The following is a 17,101-nucleotide window of genomic DNA, read 5'->3' as shown; positions in this document are numbered from 1 at the left end:
AACGAATCACACGGGAGCGCAGACCCCGACGCTACCCTCGCGTCAGCAAGAAAGGAAACCGACACAACTTCCCGACCAAGAAGTCATCCGACGGAGGCGTGCGTTTCGCTCCAACGATAATGATCACCGGGCGGATCTTATCTTAGCGGCATTGGTTCCCGGACAGGAAAAGGGGAAGGAAGTGGCGGGTGGGACCGGGAAGAAGAGAGTTTTTATATGTGGTATGCCGCGCATGACGGAAGGGCTGCCACGGCCCGACCCTACGCTTCAGGCTGCACGCCCCGGAAGACGCGCGATTGTGTGTTATGTGGTCCCACACGCGGCAACGGCCGGCCGGCCTGGGCTGTTCCAACATGCCGGTCAATGGCCGGACAACACCGGGAGGGGTAGTGGTTGCGGCAGGCGGGGTGGGGTGCAACGCGGACCCTTCCTCTCGGCCGGAACGGGACGGGACGGCGGGCGGGGGCAGTCCCCCGCTACGGCCGTTACATGCCTGGTCAGCGGGGCCTACACGGCCCGCTACGGGTGTAGCGGGGGGTGTCTACGGGCGGGCCCGTCGGCGCCGGTGGGTARCCGGGGGTGTGGTGSCGGCCGGGGACCGCGGGCACCCCTCTACAGCCCCCGCCGTACGCCCTGTGTGACTGCCGGCGGGTGCGGCCCGGGAGGGAGGGAGGCAAGGTCCGCAGAGCTCCCGGCGACGCTGGGGGGCACAGGCGGGTCTCTCAGGCACGCCTCCCTGCCTCCCTGTAGGACGTCTGCGCAGGTCAGGCCGGGGAGTTCCGCCAGGGAGGCGGGTAGGGAGAACTCCCTGTGGCCGGGCCGGCTCCCTGTCCGCCTCCCTGCGACGGTCCGTTACCGCCGTGGGCCGTGGCTCCGGTACCACGACCGACGGTGGCCCCGGTACCGGTACCGGCCGTGGCTCCGGTACCACCGCTGACCGTGGCTCCGGTACCAGGGGTGGCCGTGGCTCCGGTACCAGTGGTGGCCCCGGTACCGGCGTGCCGTGGCCCGGACAACTCACGCCCTGTCCTCCGCCGGACCGTCCGGGGTGAGCAGGTCGCGCAGCTGCGCGGTGACGACGTACAGCCGGCCGCCGATCCGCCGGACCGGAAGCTGCCCGGCCTTGGCGTACCGGTACGCCACCGCCCGGGAGAACCCCAACACCTCAGCGGCGACCCCCACCGAGATCAACGGCTTCAGACCCGCCAACGGGTCGACCACCCCCGGCGGGGTCGAAGCGGCCAGCGCGGCGCCGGTAGGAGGAGTGGCCGCCGGGGCAGGCGTGATCATCGCGAACGTCTCCTGTCGAGTCAGGTGGATATCGGTACGGAGGGCCGGTGGGCCGGTGGGCTAGCCGATCGCCCCAGACAGGGCGTCGCGCTGCACGGCGGACAGGCCGTGCCAGTGGCACACCCCGGAACCGGCACGGTGCTCCCGCGTGTCGCACCCCGGCCGGGCGCAGACCCCGGCGACGACCAGGACAGCCCCACCGGACAGGGCCCGGGTCGTCCCTGCTGTCCCGGTGCTCTTCACCCGCGGCAGCGTCATCGGGCACCCCGGGTCTTGCGGTCGAGCAGAAGCCCGGACGCCACATCGACGCTTTGCCGTTCACGCCGCTTACCGCCGTACAGCGCCGACGCCGCAGACAGCAACGTCCGGCACGTCTGCTCGTCACGGCTCCTCAAGGCACGCCGCCGGGTCTCCGCCGCCGCCCGGTCCCGCTCCCGGACCTCCGGCACGCCCAGACGGGCCGCGCCCTGCTCGACGAACCCCCACCCCTGCTCGTTGGTGGCCTCACCGCGCGTCGGCATGTCCGACGCGGACAGCGCCATCGCCAACTCGCCGCTGTGCCACGAGCGCGGGGACACCGACCGCTTCCCACCACCGCTCACCGGGCACCCCCGGCCGCCTCGGCCGCGAGCATCTCGCTGACCGCCTGGCGGGCGAACGCCAACCCCGCGACCTGGTCGGCGTCCAACACGGACGTCTCGGTCTCCTCGACGAACCGTTGCGCGGCGTTGCTGCCGTTGAACCCGATGAACAAGTCGATCTGGTGGCGGACCTGCGCCGGGGTCGACAGCTCGTCGTCGTCCGCGCCGGAGTTCGCCACCGCCGCCACCATCAGCTCGAACGACAGCGGCACCACCGGCCGGGCGTAGGACACCGTCGGCCCGTAGGTGCCTTCCTCGTAGTCCGGCACCCCGCACAGGGCGCACACACCCGTACGGGACCCACCGTCGCCGTCATCAGCGGCAAGCAGGACAGGAAGCGTCATCACACGCCCTTCCACCAGCCCCGGCACCCGGCCGGGAGCACGCCAACACCAGACGTGGAAGGCGCCACAAGGAAGGACAGACGCTGTACGCTCCAAGGAGCGATGCCAAGTCGCGTCCGGCCCGGTGTGGGTTGCCTCCCACCCGGGCCTTCTTCATGTCCAGAAGGCCCGGCCGCCTCAACGGGTTGCCTCCCGTCCCGGCGTGTGTCGACAGTAGCAGCATGCCCTAAGGCATGTCCACATGCCCTAGGGCATCTTTTGAAGATCTTCTGTCGGTGTGCTCGATATGGTCTAGGGCATGTCCACGCCAAGCCGCCTGCCATACGCCCGGATCGCGGCATCGCTGCGAGGCAAGATCGAAGCAGGGGAGTACCCGCCGGGTAGCCGGCTTCCTCCGCACCGCGAACTTGCCCGGACGTTCAATGCCGCTCAGGAGACGATCCGTCGCGCGATCGCCCAGCTTCAGGCGGAAGGGCTCGTTGAGACCCGTGGCCAGCACGGAACCTTCGTCCAGACCCGGCCATCGGTCCGGCGCATCACCACCGACTTCTACCGACGACGCCCGCCGGGTTCTACGGAGTCGACGTCACCATTCGCCCGGTCCGCCACAGCGTCGGGCGGACGAGCATCCTGGGATCACCGGACGACGCGCGAGACAGCAGACGAGCAAGTTGCCGAACGACTCGCCATCCAGCCCGGCGAGCCAGTGATCATGACGCGATACCTCTATCGCTACGACGGAACCCCGATTCAAACGGCCACCTCATGGGAGCCCGCAGCCCTCACGGTAGGCACGCCGATCGAGCTGCCCGAGGAAGGTGCAGCAATCGGTGTCGTGGCACGCTTCGACCTGATCGGCCAGCGGATCGACTCGGTGGAAGAAGAGATCGTTGCGCGGCCACCGATGGCAGACGAAGTCAAGGTGCTCGAACTACCGCCAGGTGTCTCCGTCCTTGCGATGAAGYGCACCTACCGAGTTGGTGACAAGCCGGTTGAGACCGCAGACATCATCATGGCCGGCCACCGATCCATACTCTGCTACCGGCTTGCGGTGACCTGAGGCGAAGTCGGCGGCCCTCCGGGGCGGTCGTAGGGATAGCTGGGGAAGCGGTCCACGACTTCCCCATAGGGCGTTTCCGCAGGTGAGCCGGGGGAAGCAGGGCGRGGAAGCGGGTAGGGAAACTTCCCCAGGACCCGGCCGCTTCCCCACACATTCCCTCGTTGATCCCCTTCCCGATATATCGCTCTCTGTGATTATCTGATTGCTGGTCGGTATCGGGATGGCCTGTGCCAACTTTCCTTACTTGTTCAAGCGCGGCCCTCCGGGCCGCAAAGACCACGGGGCTCCGCCCCGAACCCCGGCCCTCTCTCTGGAGGTGGGTCGAATGTGTGTTCGTTTCCGGTGGTGGGTGGGGGCATGTCCGCTGATCACCTCCGCCGGACGGGCACCCCGAGGGCTACCCCGGAACCTCCCGACCGCGCAAGGGCCGGCGGCAAAGATCGAACTCGAGTGAGGATGCGGCCCTTGCCCGGCCGGGAGAACCCGGGGTAGGGCGAAGCCTGCCCGACCGACGGAGGTGATCAGCTCGGCTCGACGTCTGGCGAAGCCGTCGCACACGGCCGGGATCAACGTCTCGGCCGGGATGTCGACCAGGGTGCGCCGTGCCGTGCGGGGCCCGTCCGTCCGCCGCGCCGCGGACTGCGCGTGGCGCCGGGGGCGCCATGCTCGCCGGGCGCGTCGGACGTCCACCCACCCGGCACGGCGCCAGGTGCACAAGCCGGTGCACGAGACGTCCGAGACGAGCCGGAACGGCTTTGATCGTCCGTGTGAAACGTCGATCGCTGACGGGGTGCGATCTGGACGAACGGGACGAACCCCGATGATCGCCCGACATGACAATGAACTCGCACGGAGGAGGCCAGGGGTTCGAGTCCCCTCACCTCCACCAGAGTTGCCATGTTCGAACCCCGGTTGGCCTCGTCCGACCGGGGTTGATCTTTTTCTGCGGGAAGTGGGCCGTAGGGCCGCTGCCGGGCAGGTAGCCGGTGAGGCTCGGTGGCTGTCCGTCCAGGTCGGGGTCGTCGTGTTGGTCGGTCTCCATCGTGTCTGCGGGATCTTTTCGATGACTCCGGCTGGGATCGCCAGCGTCACGCCGTACGGCTGACGCCGCTGGAAGCGGCGTCAGCAGGCATCCCGAAGAGGAGACGTGCTGCTGCAGTTGACCGTCAACGGGTAGACCGTTCTCGCGGGCTCGCACTGGCGGTCTGATCAGTGGCTCGGCAGAGCCTGACATGTCTTGACTCCGCTGAACGCAACAGACCCTGCGCCGGTCCGTGGCGGGCCGCCAGGTTGCGGCTGGACTCTCCGGCGTCGATTCACGACCGAACCGCAGGAAGCGACGCCCGCCTCCGGTAACCGGGGTGCCTCGGGCCGCTCGGACCAATTTATGAGAATCGCAACCGTTCTGGACGCCGTCCTTTTTGTCCCGCGGCGGCGGGAACTCGCGAGAAACACGCTCGCCGGCTGATTGATGCGCACGACACCCCTGCTCGCCGAACTATGCTTCCGTCATGGTGGATATCACAGGAACACAACAGTCGATACGTCACGGGTCTGTCATCGAACCCGTATCCAGGGCGGCTATCTATCTTGAATCGTGGCAGGCCGCCGGTCTGGAGGCAGGAAAGTTCTTCCCGGCGACCGAAAGCGGTCTGCTCGACCCCTTCGCCCCCGACGACGTCCCCAACGCCCAGCCCCCCGCGGACGGCAGGATCGCCAGCGCAGGGCAGGACTTCGCCGCATCGCTGGACGAACCCAGGTCGGACTGGCAGACGCATACGGTCTCCAGCGGACAGAAGCTCCAGGTCAGCTGGAGCTACCACGCCGCGCACAAGACGCGCCGGTGGAACTACTTCCTCACCCGGGACGGGTGGGATCCGAACAGGCCGCTTTCCCGCGACCAGTTCGAGTCGGCTCCCATCCACACCGAGCAGTTCTCCGGCCAGCCGTACTGGTCAGCCGATCTCCTGCCACCGGACCCGACCAGGCACACGATCACCCTTCCACGCCGGAACGGCTACCATGTACTGCTGGCGGTATGGGAGGTTGCTGACACCGGAAACGGCTTCTACCAGGTCATAGACCTGACTTTCTCCTGACCTTTTCAGAAGACCCGCCAGTCGCGGAGAGGAACCATCGCGGAGCCAAGCCAGCGGTCACCGAAGGCGGCGGGCCGCATGTCCTGCCGGTTTCGAGCCGGCACAGGTCCAGATTGACGGGCTCAGATGGATCCAGCGGCTGGCGGGCTTCAGGTTTCTCGCGGGCGCCCCAAGCCGGAACCCTGCCAAATACCGGGGCCGGTCACAGGCCTGCCATCCCTATTTGTCCGGTTTTGTGGCACGCGAGAAGCGTGTCGTGTTCGTCGGCCTGGTAGGCAGTCTTGTGGAGGTGAACGGCGAGGTCATAGACGGGGTCACCCCACAGCGCCAGCTCCCAGTCAAGGAAGTAGGTCCGCCCACCGGAAAGGATCATGTTCTTGCGGTGGACGTCGGTGTGTAGGAGCCGGAACGGCCGGGGCCACAGCCCGGCCCAGGCACGATCGATCGTGCTGAGAGGTTCCGCGGGGATGCCGAGAGCGTCGAAGAGGCCGCCGAACTCGGGAAGGAAGCGGGTGTGAACATCGGCGGTGATCGCGGACAGCCGGCCGGCGAAGGACGCGGTGTCGCCGTCGTCGGGCCAACCTGGCGGGACGGCCGGTATGTGGTCGCGGGGAACAGCGCCAAGCTGCGCGAACAGTTCGGCGACATCGTCAAGAACATGGGACGGCACGCGGACACCGCGTGGGGCGACATCATCAAGAAGCTGCCCGGCGATGAACTCGTGGATCTGGAACCGGGGGTTGTCCTGGGTATGGAGAAGCCGGGGCACGGAAGCGACCGTGCCCCGGACAGCGCGTAGCACTTCGGGCTCCGGCCAGATGGGCAGGTCCATGACGTCTGTGCCCGCGGCAAGCACGACATCGATGCTGCCGTTGAGAGAAACCGAGGTCGGCGCATGGAGTCGCATCATCACCGCGAACATTTTCATCTGGGCGACACTCGTCGTCGTCGCACTGTCGACGGCCGTCTACGTCCCGATCACATTCTCCGGCGACATCGGCTCCGGTGTTTTCGGGCTGGTGATCATAGTTGTGGTGGCCGTGCCGCTGGCGTCCTTCATCAGGCTCCGGATCACGGTGGACTGGCGTGGCCTTCGAATCGTGTCCCTTCTACTGCACATCCCGCTCAAGCGCATTCCCCTCAACAAAATTCGCGCCGTCGAAACCATGGAGATTCGGCCCTCAGAATGGGGCTGTTGGGGTTACCGGATCATGCCCGGACGATCCGCTCTCGTCCTGCGCGCCGGCCCTGGCATGGTTGTGACAAACATCGACGGCAAGCAGTTCGCCATCACCCTCGATGACCCCGAAACCCCCGCCGCCCTGCTGAACACCCTCGGTTCCCAGCCGTCCGACGTGACCGCATCCCTCGGAGGCCCACGATGACCGAGATGATCTCCGCTCTGATCGGCCGTGGCATCGCCGCCGCCATGTCCGCGTTCGGCCGCCTCCCCGGCCGTCGTAGTTTCCGGCCAGTCCTGTGGATCATCCGCTCTCGCACCGGCATGAGCCGGATGAGCCGAATGAGCCCTGCCCTGAGCCTGTGCGTGCAGGAGGCCAGGGGTTCGCCTGGGATTGCGGGCGTGCCCTCGCGCTCGTCGCGTCTACGGGATCTTTGATGTCCTCGACGGGGCTTCGTGTGCGGTCAGCCGTGGTCCGCGGCGACCGAAACAGGCGCCTCTGACACGGGCCGCGGAGTATGCCAGTCGTCGATCGGCTTGTTCGGGAGCTCCCGGCGGATGACCGGGGCGATCTCGGTGGCGAAGATTTCCAGGGCCGCCCGGTAGTCCTCCGGGGTGAGAGCTTCCGCGTCGACGTGGATGTGCACGAGATCGTACCGGAATTTCTCGTACTGGGTCAGCAGGATGTCGATCACCTGCTGCGGGCTGCCGACAAGCGCCGAGGTCTTGGCGATGAAGTCCTCGACCGTGGCGATTCCGATGCGGTCGATGGCGGCGTGCTCGTAGCGGCGGTTGTACACAAGGCGCCGCTCGAAGACGGGCATGAACTTCCGGACCGCCTCCTGGCTCGTCGCCGCGGCGAAGAAACCGCCGGTGCCGACGCCGACCAGGGCCCGGTCCGGATCGTGGCCGTAGAAGGCGAACCGTTCCCGGTAGTACCGCACGCTCTCGAGATACCGGCCGACGGCGGCGGTCCCGATCGAGGTGAAAATCGGGTCGCCGTGCCGGGCTGCGAAGTCGGCGCTTTCGAGATTCGTGTTGGCGCCGTGCCAGATCCGCAGGTTCCGCCGCCCCGGCCGGGGCAGCGCGGTCACCCTGACCAGCGGCGGCCGGAAGCGCCCCTCCCAGCTCACGTCGGTCTCGTTCCACAGCGCGCGGAAGATCTCGTAGTTCTCGCGCAGCCGGTCCCACTGGTCGTCTGGGGTGACTCCGAAGATGCGGTGGGGCTCCGCGTAGCCCCCCTTGCCGATGACGAGGTCGAGGCGCCCGTCGGCGAGATGGTCCAGCGTCGAGTAGTCCTCGAAGGCACGGAGCGGATCGTGCAGGCCGAGCGTGGAGACGGTCGTGAGCCACTGGATCGTGCTGGTACGGGCGGCGATGTTGGCCAGGATCACGGCCGGCGAGGAGGAGATCGAGAGACCGTCGTGCCGCTCGCCGATCGCGTAGGCGTCGAACCCGAACTGCTCGGCGAGAACGGCCTGGTCGATCAGGCTCGCGATCTGCTGCCGCACGGACTTCCGCTCGTACGGGACACACGGCAGGAGAAGAAGCTTCATCTGTGCTCTCCCGGGGACGGACTGGTGCCACCAGTGTCGGGGTATTCTTCCGTCCAGGTTTGTGAACCGCCCTGGGTAGGCGCAGTTCGTATCCGCAGTTCATATCGGGGTCGCGCAGGATCACGGGCTGGTTTTGCTTTGCTCGCTACCCTCCGGGAGTTTCGCTGTCTCCGGTGATGCCAGGCTCGGGGGTGCAGCAGGCGTAGGCCGTTGAGGCCGACCAGGATGGTGGAGCCTTCGTGGCCGGCCACGCCCAGCGGCAGGGACAGGTGCCCGAACAGGTCCCAGGCGACCAGCGTGGCGATGAACGCCGCCGCCATGGCCAGGTTGACGCTGACGAGGCGGCGGGCTCGGCGGGCCAGAGCGATCATGTTCGTCAGGGCGGTCAGGTCGTCGTGGACGAGGACGATGTCGGCCGCCTGCAACGCCAGATCGGAGCCGTGACGGCCCATGGCCACGCCGACGTCGGCGGCGGCCAGGGCGGGGGCGTCGTTGACCCCGTCGCCGACCAGCAGGACGCGCCGGCCATCCCGCTGCAACGCGCGGACCAGGGCGACCTTGTCGGTTGGCAGCAGCCCGGCATGCGGATCGCGGATGCCGACCTCGGCGGCGAGGCGGCCGGCGGCGCCGGCGTTGTCGCCGGTGAGCAGGAGCGGTGTGCTGCCGGTGAGCGCGGCCAGGGCGCGCACGGTGTCGGCGGCGTGTGGACGCACCCGGTCGGCCACGGTGAGCACCCCGGCGGGGACGCCGTCGACGGTGAGCACCACCGTGGTGTGCCCGGCGGCCTGGGCGGCCTCGACGGCGGCGCGCACCTGCGCGCGGGCGGCGACAGCACCGGATGGTGGTAACGGCGCGCCGTCCAGCAGGCCAGGGCTACCCACGTGGACCCGGTGCCCGTCGACGGTGGCGCTGACGCCGCGTCCGGGCACGGACGCGAAATCCTCGGCGGCGGGAATCATCAGTCCGCGTCCGCGGGCGGCGTCCAGCACCGCCGCGGCGACGGGATGTTCGCTGTGACGTTCGGCGCCGGCGGCCAGCCGTAGCAGGTCGTCGTCGGCAAGGCCCGCCGCCGGCGCGGCGTGGATGCCGGCGAGGCGGGGGGTGCCCTCGGTCAGGGTTCCGGTCTTGTCGAAGGCCACCGCCGTCGTGTCGGCCAGCTGCTCCATGACGACGGCCGACCTGACCAGCACGCCGTGCCGGCCGGCGTTGGCGATCGCGGACAGCAGCGGCGGCATCGTCGCCAGCACGACCGCGCACGGCGAAGCGACGATCATGAAGGTCATGGCTCGGAGCAGGGCCGGTTCCGGTACCCCGCCGAACAGCAGCGGGACCACGAACAGGGCCACGGTCGCCACGACCACCCCGACGGAGTAGTGCCGCTCGACCTTTTCGATGAACAGCTGGGTTCTCGCCCTGGTCGCCGACGCCTCCTCGACCATGGCGACGATGCGGGCGATCATCGACTCGTCCGGGCGGCGGTGGACCCGCGCGGTGAACGACCCGGTGCGGTTGAGGGTGCCGGCGAACACCTCGTCGCCCGGCAGCCTGGGCACCGCCAGCGGCTCGCCGGTGATCGTGGCCTGGTCGACCTCGCTCGCTCCCGCCACCAGCACTGCGTCCGCGCCGATGCGCTCGCCGGGACGCACGCGCATCATGTCGCCGACGTTCAGGTCGGCCGCGTCGACGACATCCTCGGTGCCGTCGGGACGGACGCGGGTGGCCCGTTCGGGAGCCAGGTCGAGCAGGGCGTGCACGGAGTCGGCGGTCCGGGCGGTCGCGACGGCCTCCAGCGCTCCCGAGGAGGCGAAGATGACGATCAGCAGGGCGCCGTCGAAGACCTGGCCGATGCTGGCGGCGCCGAGCGCGGCGACGACCATCAGCAGGTCCACGTCCAGGACGCGGCCGCGCAGCGCGGACAGCCCGGCCCGCGCGGGCTCCCAGCCGCCGGCGGCACAGCAGGCCAGATACAGCCCCCACCACACCGGCCAGGGCGCTCCCGCCAGGTGCGCGGACCCGCCCAGCAGGAACAACACAACGGCCAGGGCCGCCCAGCGCACCTGAGCCAACGCGCACACGGTGGCGGCCCGTCGGTGGGGCGGGCGCTGGCGCACAGGCGGCGCGGCCGCCGTCGTGACAGGGCCGGTCAGGAGTGTCACGCCTGCCAACATATATGCGAATACATGAAGATAGATAGTTAGGAAGATATCTGCAYAGACGTACAGGCGTGCAGCGATGCTCGGACTAAGGTGAAGGGGTGCACGGGTCGCTGCCGGATTTCCAGATGCCCAACGACGAGCAGGTCCACCTCGCCGCCGAAGCCTTCCGGCTGCTCGCCGACCCCACCCGCATAAAGATTCTCTGGGCGCTGCTGCACGGCGAGTCGTCAGTGGCCTGCCTGGCCGAACTGGTCGGTGCCGCCCCCACGGCGGTCAGCCAGCACCTGGCCAAGCTGCGCCTGGCCGGTCTGGTCCGCGGCCGCCGCGAGGGCACGTTCGTGTACTACTCCGCGGCCGACGTGCACGTGCAGGCCCTGCTCGCCGAAGGGCTGTTCCACGCCGACCACGCCGACCGGGACCTGCCCGACCATCCCCGCGGCGACATCACCACCCACACCGGCGTCCCCGCAACCGCAACCGGCTGACGGCCGTGCGGGCAGGAACGCCAGGCCGACGACGATCCCGTCGCGGGCCGTCGTCCGACAGGGCGATGGCCATCGCATGTGGGGCCTCGGAAGCCAACTGAGGAACGGACGGCGCAGGGCGTCTGGCTATCCGCGGTGCTACTGGTTCTCACCGGGATCGCGGCTGATCTGGGTCTCGGAGTGGTCGGAGTGGTGGGCGACGAACCATCTGATCCAGCGTCGTTGGCCGGGGGTTTCGACCGCTCGCGGCCGGTAGTGCCGCCGGGTCCAGTCAACGGCGTCGGCGGCGGGGTGGCCGGCGAGGACGGCCATGCAGGCAAGGACGGTTCCGGTGCGGCCGGTGCCGCCGCCACAGGCGACCTCGACCCGCTGCCCGCGGCGGGCGAGCAGGTAGGCGTGGCAGATCGTGGCGGCGGCCATCCCGCCGTCCCGAGGGGTGCGGAAGTCGGGCCAGTCGATCCAGTCCGCGGGCCAGGCGGGATGCCACCGGTTCCCGTGGGGCCGCGGGAACCGGCGGCGCGACGCGAGGTAGAGGCCATAGTCGGGCAGCGGCCCGGGCGGCAGAGGTTCGCGCCGGCCACGTCCGCGCACCATGGTCCCGTCGGGCAGCGCGATCGCACCGGTGAGTTGGCCGCTCATCGACGCATCATGCCTGTTGCTCACAATGCCTGTCGTGGCCTGTCGTGGCCTGTCRTGGCCTGTCGTGGCCTGTCGTGGCCTGTCGTGGGGCCCTGTCGTTGCCCTGCCGTGTACATCGTGATGATGGCGGGCCGGCGGTTGACGGGGGCGACATGGCCTGCCCGGGATGCCGACATGGCCGCGGCAACACGACAATGGCAGGGGTGACGCGGTATGGAGCGAGGCCGGGTGGCATGGCCGCGGTGCCCCGTGGGGCAGCCGAAGAGAAGATATGTGGAACGGATTTGATTCTCGTATCCGCCCGGTCGTCGGCCGTGCGGATCGGGATTGTCCGGGCAGCGTTTGCGCACCGGCCTGGCAGGCTGTCAAGACAATGACAGCATTCCGTCACCGGCGGGATGTCTCGACTCGGCGGACTACGCTCCGACACGGCGGACCTCCTCGACATCCGGGTTTCTTCCCAGCGCATGATCCCGGATGCGGCGGCCGGGCCAGGGGAGCTGTCCGCCGGCGTGTGTCCCGGAAGGAGACGTCCGCATGGCGACCCTGGAGGATCTTGTCGACGCCTGCCGGCGCGAGGAAGCCACCTATCAGCCCAGCGGGCGCGACAACTTCACCAAGTACGGCCGTGAATTCGGCGCGGACGGCCAACCCTGGTGCGTCATGTTCTGCTACGTGGTGGCCGGCTATGCCGGCGTGACCCTGCCGTACAAGACCGCCGGGGTCGTCGACCTGGCCAGCTGGGCGTCCAAAAACGGGAGAAAACGGACGCCGGACGCGATTCAGCCGGGCATGATGGTGGCCTTCGACTGGACGCTGACGCGGACCGGGGTAGCCCCCGTGAAGACGCACATCGGCTGGTGCGTCGAACGGTCCGGCCGGACGATAACGACGGTCGAGGGGAACGTCGGCAACCGGGACGAGGTTGTCAGCAGGACGTACGGCGTGAACGACAGGGCGGTCTGGCTGGGGGTGGACTTCACCGACCTGTTTCCGGCCGGAAACAGGTTCCTGCGTTACCCGAATCTGGCCAGGGGTGCGAAGGATCATTCGTCCACCGGCATTTTCCCGGATCCCGGAAGTCCCGTCCAGACCCTGCAGAACGCGTTGAACATCGTGACCGGTCGGGAAGGAAACCATCCCGACCGGCTGTCCCCGGACGGGGATTTCGGCCCGCTGACGGAGCGGGCCGTCCGCGATTTTCAGGATTTCTTCAAGGTGCCCGAGATCGGTGGGACCGTCGGCGCGAACACCTGGGAGGTCCTGGATTACGTTCTCGACCTCAAAGGACGGTGACCGTGAACCGTCCGGTCGCGAAAAAATATCTTCGGCGGGTGCCGTCGGAACCGATGGAGTGAGCTTCGCGCCGGGAGGGCCAGGGCGCCCGGGAGGGGCGGCGGATTCGGCGCCGTTCGGTGGTCACCGGCCTGGTCGGCCCCTTCGGGGACGGGTGTGGTGGCTGAACGGAGGCGACGGGAGCGCGCCACGCCGCGCCACGCCGCGCCATGGCCGCGTCGACTGCTGGCCGACTGTTGGCGGTGCTCATATTATTGCTTTGGGTGATGTCCCTGTTGCGGCGTTGGCTGATCAGCAAATACACAGCGTTACATTCCGCATCGACAGCTTGGACCATGTACGGTCAGGCCAACGGCTCACATGTCGGTCGATGCGGATGTGGCGCACGGGGGCTGGCACGGTGATAATTAACGCACAGTCAGGATGCCCGCCCTCCGCATTGCGGCATAGCGGCACGCATCGTGGCATGGCGGCATCGGTGCACAGCGAGTCGGCGATGACGCGGACCTGCGACGGGCCATCGGGAGGACGGATCGGTGGCACCGGTCAGGTCACCCGCGTCCGCTGTTGTGGGCGAGGTCCGCGTCTGGTGTGACCGCGCGCCGTGGCCTTCCCCGGAAGGTCGGTCCGGTGTCGGACGAGCGCGCGACAGCGGGTGTGTCCGGCCGCTCTGCCGGGTCTGGCGGCACGGCCACGGCGGGGTTCCGGGCGGGCGGCGCTGACGGGCCCGCGGACGGCGGTGGTGTTCCGCCGGCGGCGGGCAGGGCCATGGCAGTGGGTTGTCGTTGACGTGGCGACGCATCGCCGCGACAGCGTGAGCAGGCGTTGTGACAGCGTGAGCAGGATCGTCGCGCTGCCGCGACGGCACGGCGCCGAGACGCACGGCGGAGACGATGGACGGCACTAACGATGTACGGCAGCAACAAGATGCACAGCGGTAACAAGATACACAGCGGTAACAACTCGACACCAGCAGGGAGCGGGCACCCGATGGCCAGACCACCTGAGACCTTCGAGAACGGGCACGAGGGCAGGAACGGGCACGAGCGGAGCGCCGCGTGCTCGCCGCCGTAGTCGCCCCATCTCGTCCTGGCCGCGGCCCTCCCCGCGTTCGCTGGCCGGCTGGGGCGTGGCGTGTTCCTGCTGGCGGCCACGGTGCCGGCCGTCACCTTCGGATGGTTGCTGACCCAGATCGCCACGGTGCTCGACGGCGGCCGGCCGGCCGAGTCGGTGGCCTGGGCGCCGAACCGTCGGCCTGGAGTTCGCGGTCCGGCTCTCCCCGCTGGCGCTGCTCATGGTGCTGCTGGTCACCGGCGTCGGCACCGCGGTGTTCGTGGACTCGTTCTCCTACCACGACAGCCATGGAGCCGGGCACGGCGGCGACCCCGAGAAGAAGGGCGATCCTGAGGGGAGGGGTGCCTCCGAGGGGAGGCAACCAGGTCTGGGACATGCAGGTCGGGAACATGGCCGCGCCACCGTCCGGTGCCGTCGTCACGACGGCGCTGGTGCTCGTCCTGCTCGGCGCGCTGACGAAGTCCGCGCAGATCCCGTTCCACACCTGGCTGCCGGCCGCCATGGTCGCGCCCACACCGGTCAGCGCGTATCTGCACGCCGCGGCGATGGTGAAGGCGGGTGTGTTCCTCGTGGCGGCGCTGACCCCGGCCTTTGCCGGGGTGGACGGCTGGCGGATCCCGGTGGTGGTGGTGGGGGCGGCGACCATGCTGCTCGGCGGTGTCCGGGCGCTGGGCCAGGTCGACCCCAAGCGGATGCTCACCTTCGGCACCATCAGCCAGCTCGGTTTTCTCACCGCGCTGGTCGGGTTCGGGTCGCGTACCGCGGCCCTCGTCGGTGCCACGATGATCCTCGCCCATGGGCTGTTCAAAGCCGCGATGCTCATGGTCGTCGGTATCGTCGACCACCAGGCTGGCACGCGCGACCTGCGTGTCCTGTCCGGTCTGTATCACCCTGGTGGCGGACCGGCTCTCCGGCCTGCTGCTGCTCACCTCGGCCGTCGTGACGTTCGCCGTACTCGCCTACGCGATCGGGCAGGGCGTCACCGAGGACACGCGGCRCGGCAAGAGCACAGTGTTCCAGTCGGTGTACCTGGTGCTCGTCGCCGGGGTGGCGCTCGCCTACCTCACCGGTGACCTGTTCAACCTCTTCGTGGCGTTCGAGGTCATGCTCGTCTCGTCGTACGTGCTGATCACACTGGACACGACGCCGGGACGTATCCGCGCCGGCATGACGTACGTGATCGTCAGCATGACGTCGTCCCTGCTGTTCCTCACGATGCTCGCGCTGGTGTACGCGTCCACCGGGACGGTGAACCTCGCCGACCTGGCCGCGAGGGTCGGCGGTCTGCCCACCGGTCTCGCGGCGGCGGTCCCGGTGACGGCCGTGCTGTTCGCGATGCCGGCGCTCAGCCTGGCCGGCATCCCGCCGTTCTCGGGTTTCGTGGCGAAAATGGCCCTGCTCCAGGCCGGCTCGCAGGTTGGCAGCTGGCTCGTCTACGTCGCGGTCGGGGCGGGCCTGCTGACCAGCCTGCTGACCCTGTACGTGATGGTCCGGGTGTGGAGCCTGGCCTTCTGGGGCACACGCCGGGCGGCCGTGCCCGACCTGGAGCCCGAGGACGACCTGCTGGTCGGCACGGAGCGGGTGAACCGTCCGATGATCCTGGCGACGGGAGGGGTGGTCGCGGTGGGGCTGGCCGTCGCGCTGTTCGCCGGCCCGCTGTTGGCGCTGAGCGGGCGGGCCGCGGACGACCTGCTTGAGCCGTCGGGATACGTCGAGTCCGTCCTGCCAGCGAGAGCCCCGGCAGGAGCCGCGCGATGACCGGGCACACGGCGCCCGAACCGGTCGAACTGGCCCGGCGGGCCCGGCCACGCGATCTCTACACCCGGGTGCTGCGCCGGCCGGGCCGGCTCGGGTGGCTGTGGGCCGTCTGGATGTTGCTGTGGGGCAGACTCACCCCGCTCGCCACGCTCAGCGGGCTGCTCGTGGCCGCGGCGATCCTCCTCGTGTTCCCCGTCCGCCCCATCGATCTCGCCCGGCGGTTCCGGCCGCTGGCCGCGCTGAAGCTGCTCGGCTATCCCGTGGCCGACATCGTGCCGTCGGCGGTCGCCGTTGCCTGGCAGATGATCCGCAACGGGCCGTGGACGCGCTCCGCGATCGTGGCCGTGCCGCTGGGCTCGTCCTCGGAGCTCCTGTCGACCCTGACCGCGAACGCGGTCTCTCTCGCGCCCGGCGCGTTCGTCCTGGAGATCGACCATGAGGCCGAAGCGCTGTACGTGTACGCGCTCGCCGCGGGGGACGCCCAGGCGGCCGAGCGCATCCGCATGGACGTGCTCGACCTGGAGYGCCGGGTGTTCGCGGTGTTCGGCGCGGATGAGGGCGTGCGGGCGGCCGGCGCCACCCGCACCGCGCGGGACGGCTTCCAGCGTGGCGGGGTGGCCGGGACGGCCGAGAAGAACGAAGCGAACGGGGTGAACGGGAGGAAAAGCATGAACGGGACCGACAGGGAAGAACGCCGATGAGCGTCGTCTATACGATCACTTTCGTCCTGCTCAGCGTCGCCGGGCTGCTCACCCTTGCCAGAGCGCTGGTGGAGCCGACCAACCTGGACCGCATCGTCGCCATGGACGTGTTCGTGATCCTCATCGTCGCGGGGGTCGCGGTCGAGATCGGGATGCCAACGAGGGCTGGAACATCGCGCTCGTCGCGGTCGTCGCGCTGTTGGGTTTTCTCGGGTCGCTGACCGCCGCCCGGCTGGTCGAGCGGAGAGGAACCACCCGCTGATGATCCGCGATGTGATCTCCGCCGTGCTGCTGCTGTCGGGTGCGCTCTTCTCGCTGCTGGGAGCGTGGGGGCTGCTGAGATTTCCGGACGTCCCGTCCCGGTTGCAGGCGGCCACCAAGCCTCAGACGGTGGGGCTGCTGGCGATTCTCCTCGGCAGCGCCGTCCAGCTTGCGCCGCGGCATGCCGCCGGTCTGCTTCTCGTCGCGCTGCTGCAGCTCGTCACCGCGCCGGTGATCGCCCAGCGGGTCGGTCGAGCGGCCTATCGCACCGGACGCGTCCGCCGCGACCTGCTCGTGGTGGACGAACTGGCCGAACGGCGAGGCGAGATCGCGAGCCCGGGGCAACCGGCGGCCCAGGGCTGACCGGCCGGCCACCGCGAGGCCGGCGATGACGATGGAGAACCCACCGTGTCGCCTTGACCGTAGGTCGTCGGCGCGTGCGCCTAGCGTGTGCAGGTCACGTTGGACGCGCCTTTGTTGGCGGCGGTGACGGTGTTGGTGCAGGAGACGATGTTCCGGGTCTGGGTGGGTTTGTCGATGTTGATGCCGTAGCCGGGGCCG

Annotated in this window: 15 protein-coding genes and 3 pseudogenes; 10 read left to right on the top strand and 8 right to left on the bottom strand. The window is 69.1% G+C overall.

Annotated elements, in window-relative coordinates; genetic code table 11:
• Nucleotides 1-1,017: 1,017 nt before the first annotated feature.
• Genes BL254_RS25500 through BL254_RS23555 form a run of 4 tightly spaced genes read right to left on the bottom strand, consistent with a single transcriptional unit; the run spans nucleotide 1,018 to nucleotide 2,275 of the window.
• On the bottom strand, nucleotides 1,018-1,290 hold the full coding sequence (locus BL254_RS25500) for a helix-turn-helix domain-containing protein (protein WP_047223813.1): 273 nt from the start codon (nucleotides 1,288-1,290) through the stop codon (nucleotides 1,018-1,020).
• Between the two features lie 60 nt (nucleotides 1,291-1,350).
• On the bottom strand, nucleotides 1,351-1,548 hold the full coding sequence (locus BL254_RS23565; RefSeq protein WP_047223814.1) for a hypothetical protein: 198 nt from the start codon (nucleotides 1,546-1,548) through the stop codon (nucleotides 1,351-1,353).
• A complete protein-coding gene (locus BL254_RS23560) occupies nucleotides 1,545-1,892 on the bottom strand; it encodes a hypothetical protein (RefSeq protein ID WP_139342474.1) in 348 nt (115 codons plus the stop codon). The genes BL254_RS23565 and BL254_RS23560 overlap by 4 nt, the downstream gene beginning before the upstream one ends.
• Nucleotides 1,889-2,275, bottom strand: coding sequence for a hypothetical protein (locus tag BL254_RS23555; protein WP_047223816.1), 387 nt, complete (start codon nucleotides 2,273-2,275; stop codon nucleotides 1,889-1,891). The genes BL254_RS23560 and BL254_RS23555 overlap by 4 nt, the downstream gene beginning before the upstream one ends.
• A 298-nt stretch (nucleotides 2,276-2,573) precedes the next feature.
• Here BL254_RS23555 and BL254_RS23550 point away from each other — a divergent pair, with 298 nt between their 5' ends.
• Together BL254_RS23550 and BL254_RS23545 are read left to right on the top strand one after the other, a co-directional pair.
• Nucleotides 2,574-3,335, top strand: a complete 762-nt coding sequence (locus tag BL254_RS23550) for a GntR family transcriptional regulator (protein WP_076845195.1) — start codon at nucleotides 2,574-2,576, stop codon at nucleotides 3,333-3,335.
• 1,511 nt (nucleotides 3,336-4,846) lie between these two features.
• A complete protein-coding gene (locus BL254_RS23545) occupies nucleotides 4,847-5,434 on the top strand; it encodes a lytic polysaccharide monooxygenase (RefSeq protein WP_083731348.1) in 588 nt (195 codons plus the stop codon).
• A 202-nt stretch (nucleotides 5,435-5,636) separates the two neighbouring features.
• Here BL254_RS23545 and BL254_RS23540 read toward each other — a convergent pair whose 3' ends face one another.
• Entirely contained in the window at nucleotides 5,637-6,266 is a 630-nt protein-coding gene (locus BL254_RS23540) for a phosphotransferase (protein ID WP_052914722.1), read from the bottom strand.
• Here BL254_RS23540 and BL254_RS27485 point away from each other — a divergent pair.
• Nucleotides 6,265-6,819, top strand: coding sequence for a hypothetical protein (locus BL254_RS27485; protein WP_052914723.1), 555 nt, complete (start codon nucleotides 6,265-6,267; stop codon nucleotides 6,817-6,819). The two genes, BL254_RS23540 and BL254_RS27485, sit on opposite strands and share 2 nt — an antisense overlap.
• A 259-nt stretch (nucleotides 6,820-7,078) precedes the next feature.
• Here the strand turns inward: BL254_RS27485 and BL254_RS23525 are convergent, their stop codons facing one another.
• Nucleotides 7,079-8,170, bottom strand: coding sequence for an LLM class flavin-dependent oxidoreductase (locus BL254_RS23525; protein ID WP_047223819.1), 1,092 nt, complete (start codon nucleotides 8,168-8,170; stop codon nucleotides 7,079-7,081).
• On the bottom strand, nucleotides 8,167-10,338 hold the full coding sequence (locus tag BL254_RS23520; protein ID WP_371391280.1) for a heavy metal translocating P-type ATPase: 2,172 nt from the start codon (nucleotides 10,336-10,338) through the stop codon (nucleotides 8,167-8,169). The genes BL254_RS23525 and BL254_RS23520 overlap by 4 nt, the downstream gene beginning before the upstream one ends.
• A gap of 86 nt (nucleotides 10,339-10,424) precedes the next feature.
• Here BL254_RS23520 and BL254_RS23515 point away from each other — a divergent pair, with 86 nt between their 5' ends.
• Nucleotides 10,425-10,811 (top strand): metalloregulator ArsR/SmtB family transcription factor, encoded by a 387-nt coding sequence (locus BL254_RS23515; RefSeq protein WP_047223820.1) that lies wholly within the window; start codon nucleotides 10,425-10,427, stop codon nucleotides 10,809-10,811.
• A 138-nt stretch (nucleotides 10,812-10,949) separates the two neighbouring features.
• On the opposite strand, the gene BL254_RS23510 is transcribed toward BL254_RS23515, so the two are convergent.
• Nucleotides 10,950-11,450 carry a hypothetical protein gene (locus tag BL254_RS23510; protein WP_047223821.1) on the bottom strand — a complete coding sequence of 167 codons (501 nt, stop codon included), beginning with the start codon at nucleotides 11,448-11,450 and terminating at the stop codon, nucleotides 10,950-10,952.
• 537 nt (nucleotides 11,451-11,987) lie between these two features.
• On the opposite strand from BL254_RS23510, the gene BL254_RS23505 reads away from it, so the two are divergent.
• The 6 genes and pseudogenes from BL254_RS23505 (at nucleotide 11,988) to mnhG (ending at nucleotide 16,903) form a co-directional block, all read left to right on the top strand.
• Nucleotides 11,988-12,746 (top strand): peptidoglycan-binding protein, encoded by a 759-nt coding sequence (locus tag BL254_RS23505; RefSeq protein WP_047223822.1) that lies wholly within the window; start codon nucleotides 11,988-11,990, stop codon nucleotides 12,744-12,746.
• 1,175 nt (nucleotides 12,747-13,921) lie between these two features.
• A pseudogene (locus BL254_RS28840) lies at nucleotides 13,922-14,647 on the top strand (proton-conducting transporter membrane subunit); the annotation flags it as partial.
• Between the two features lie 49 nt (nucleotides 14,648-14,696).
• Nucleotides 14,697-15,578, top strand: a pseudogene (locus BL254_RS23495) (proton-conducting transporter membrane subunit); the annotation flags it as partial.
• Entirely contained in the window at nucleotides 15,575-16,279 is a 705-nt protein-coding gene (locus BL254_RS23490; protein WP_175648470.1) for a Na+/H+ antiporter subunit E, read from the top strand. The pseudogene BL254_RS23495 and the gene BL254_RS23490, both read left to right, overlap by 4 nt.
• A pseudogene (locus BL254_RS23485) lies at nucleotides 16,276-16,541 on the top strand (monovalent cation/H+ antiporter complex subunit F). Before BL254_RS23490 ends, BL254_RS23485 begins: the two are co-directional and overlap by 4 nt.
• Nucleotides 16,541-16,903 (top strand): monovalent cation/H(+) antiporter subunit G, encoded by a 363-nt coding sequence (gene mnhG, locus BL254_RS23480; RefSeq protein WP_047223824.1) that lies wholly within the window; start codon nucleotides 16,541-16,543, stop codon nucleotides 16,901-16,903. Before BL254_RS23485 ends, mnhG begins: the two are co-directional and overlap by 1 nt.
• Nucleotides 16,904-17,101: the final 198 nt, after the last annotated feature.

This window comes from Protofrankia sp. BMG5.30, from assembly GCF_001983005.1.
GTDB classification, from domain to species: domain Bacteria; phylum Actinomycetota; class Actinomycetes; order Frankiales; family Frankiaceae; genus Protofrankia; species Protofrankia coriariae.
Note: the sequence above shows the minus strand (reverse complement) of the source record. Positions and strands in the feature narration are given on the sequence as shown.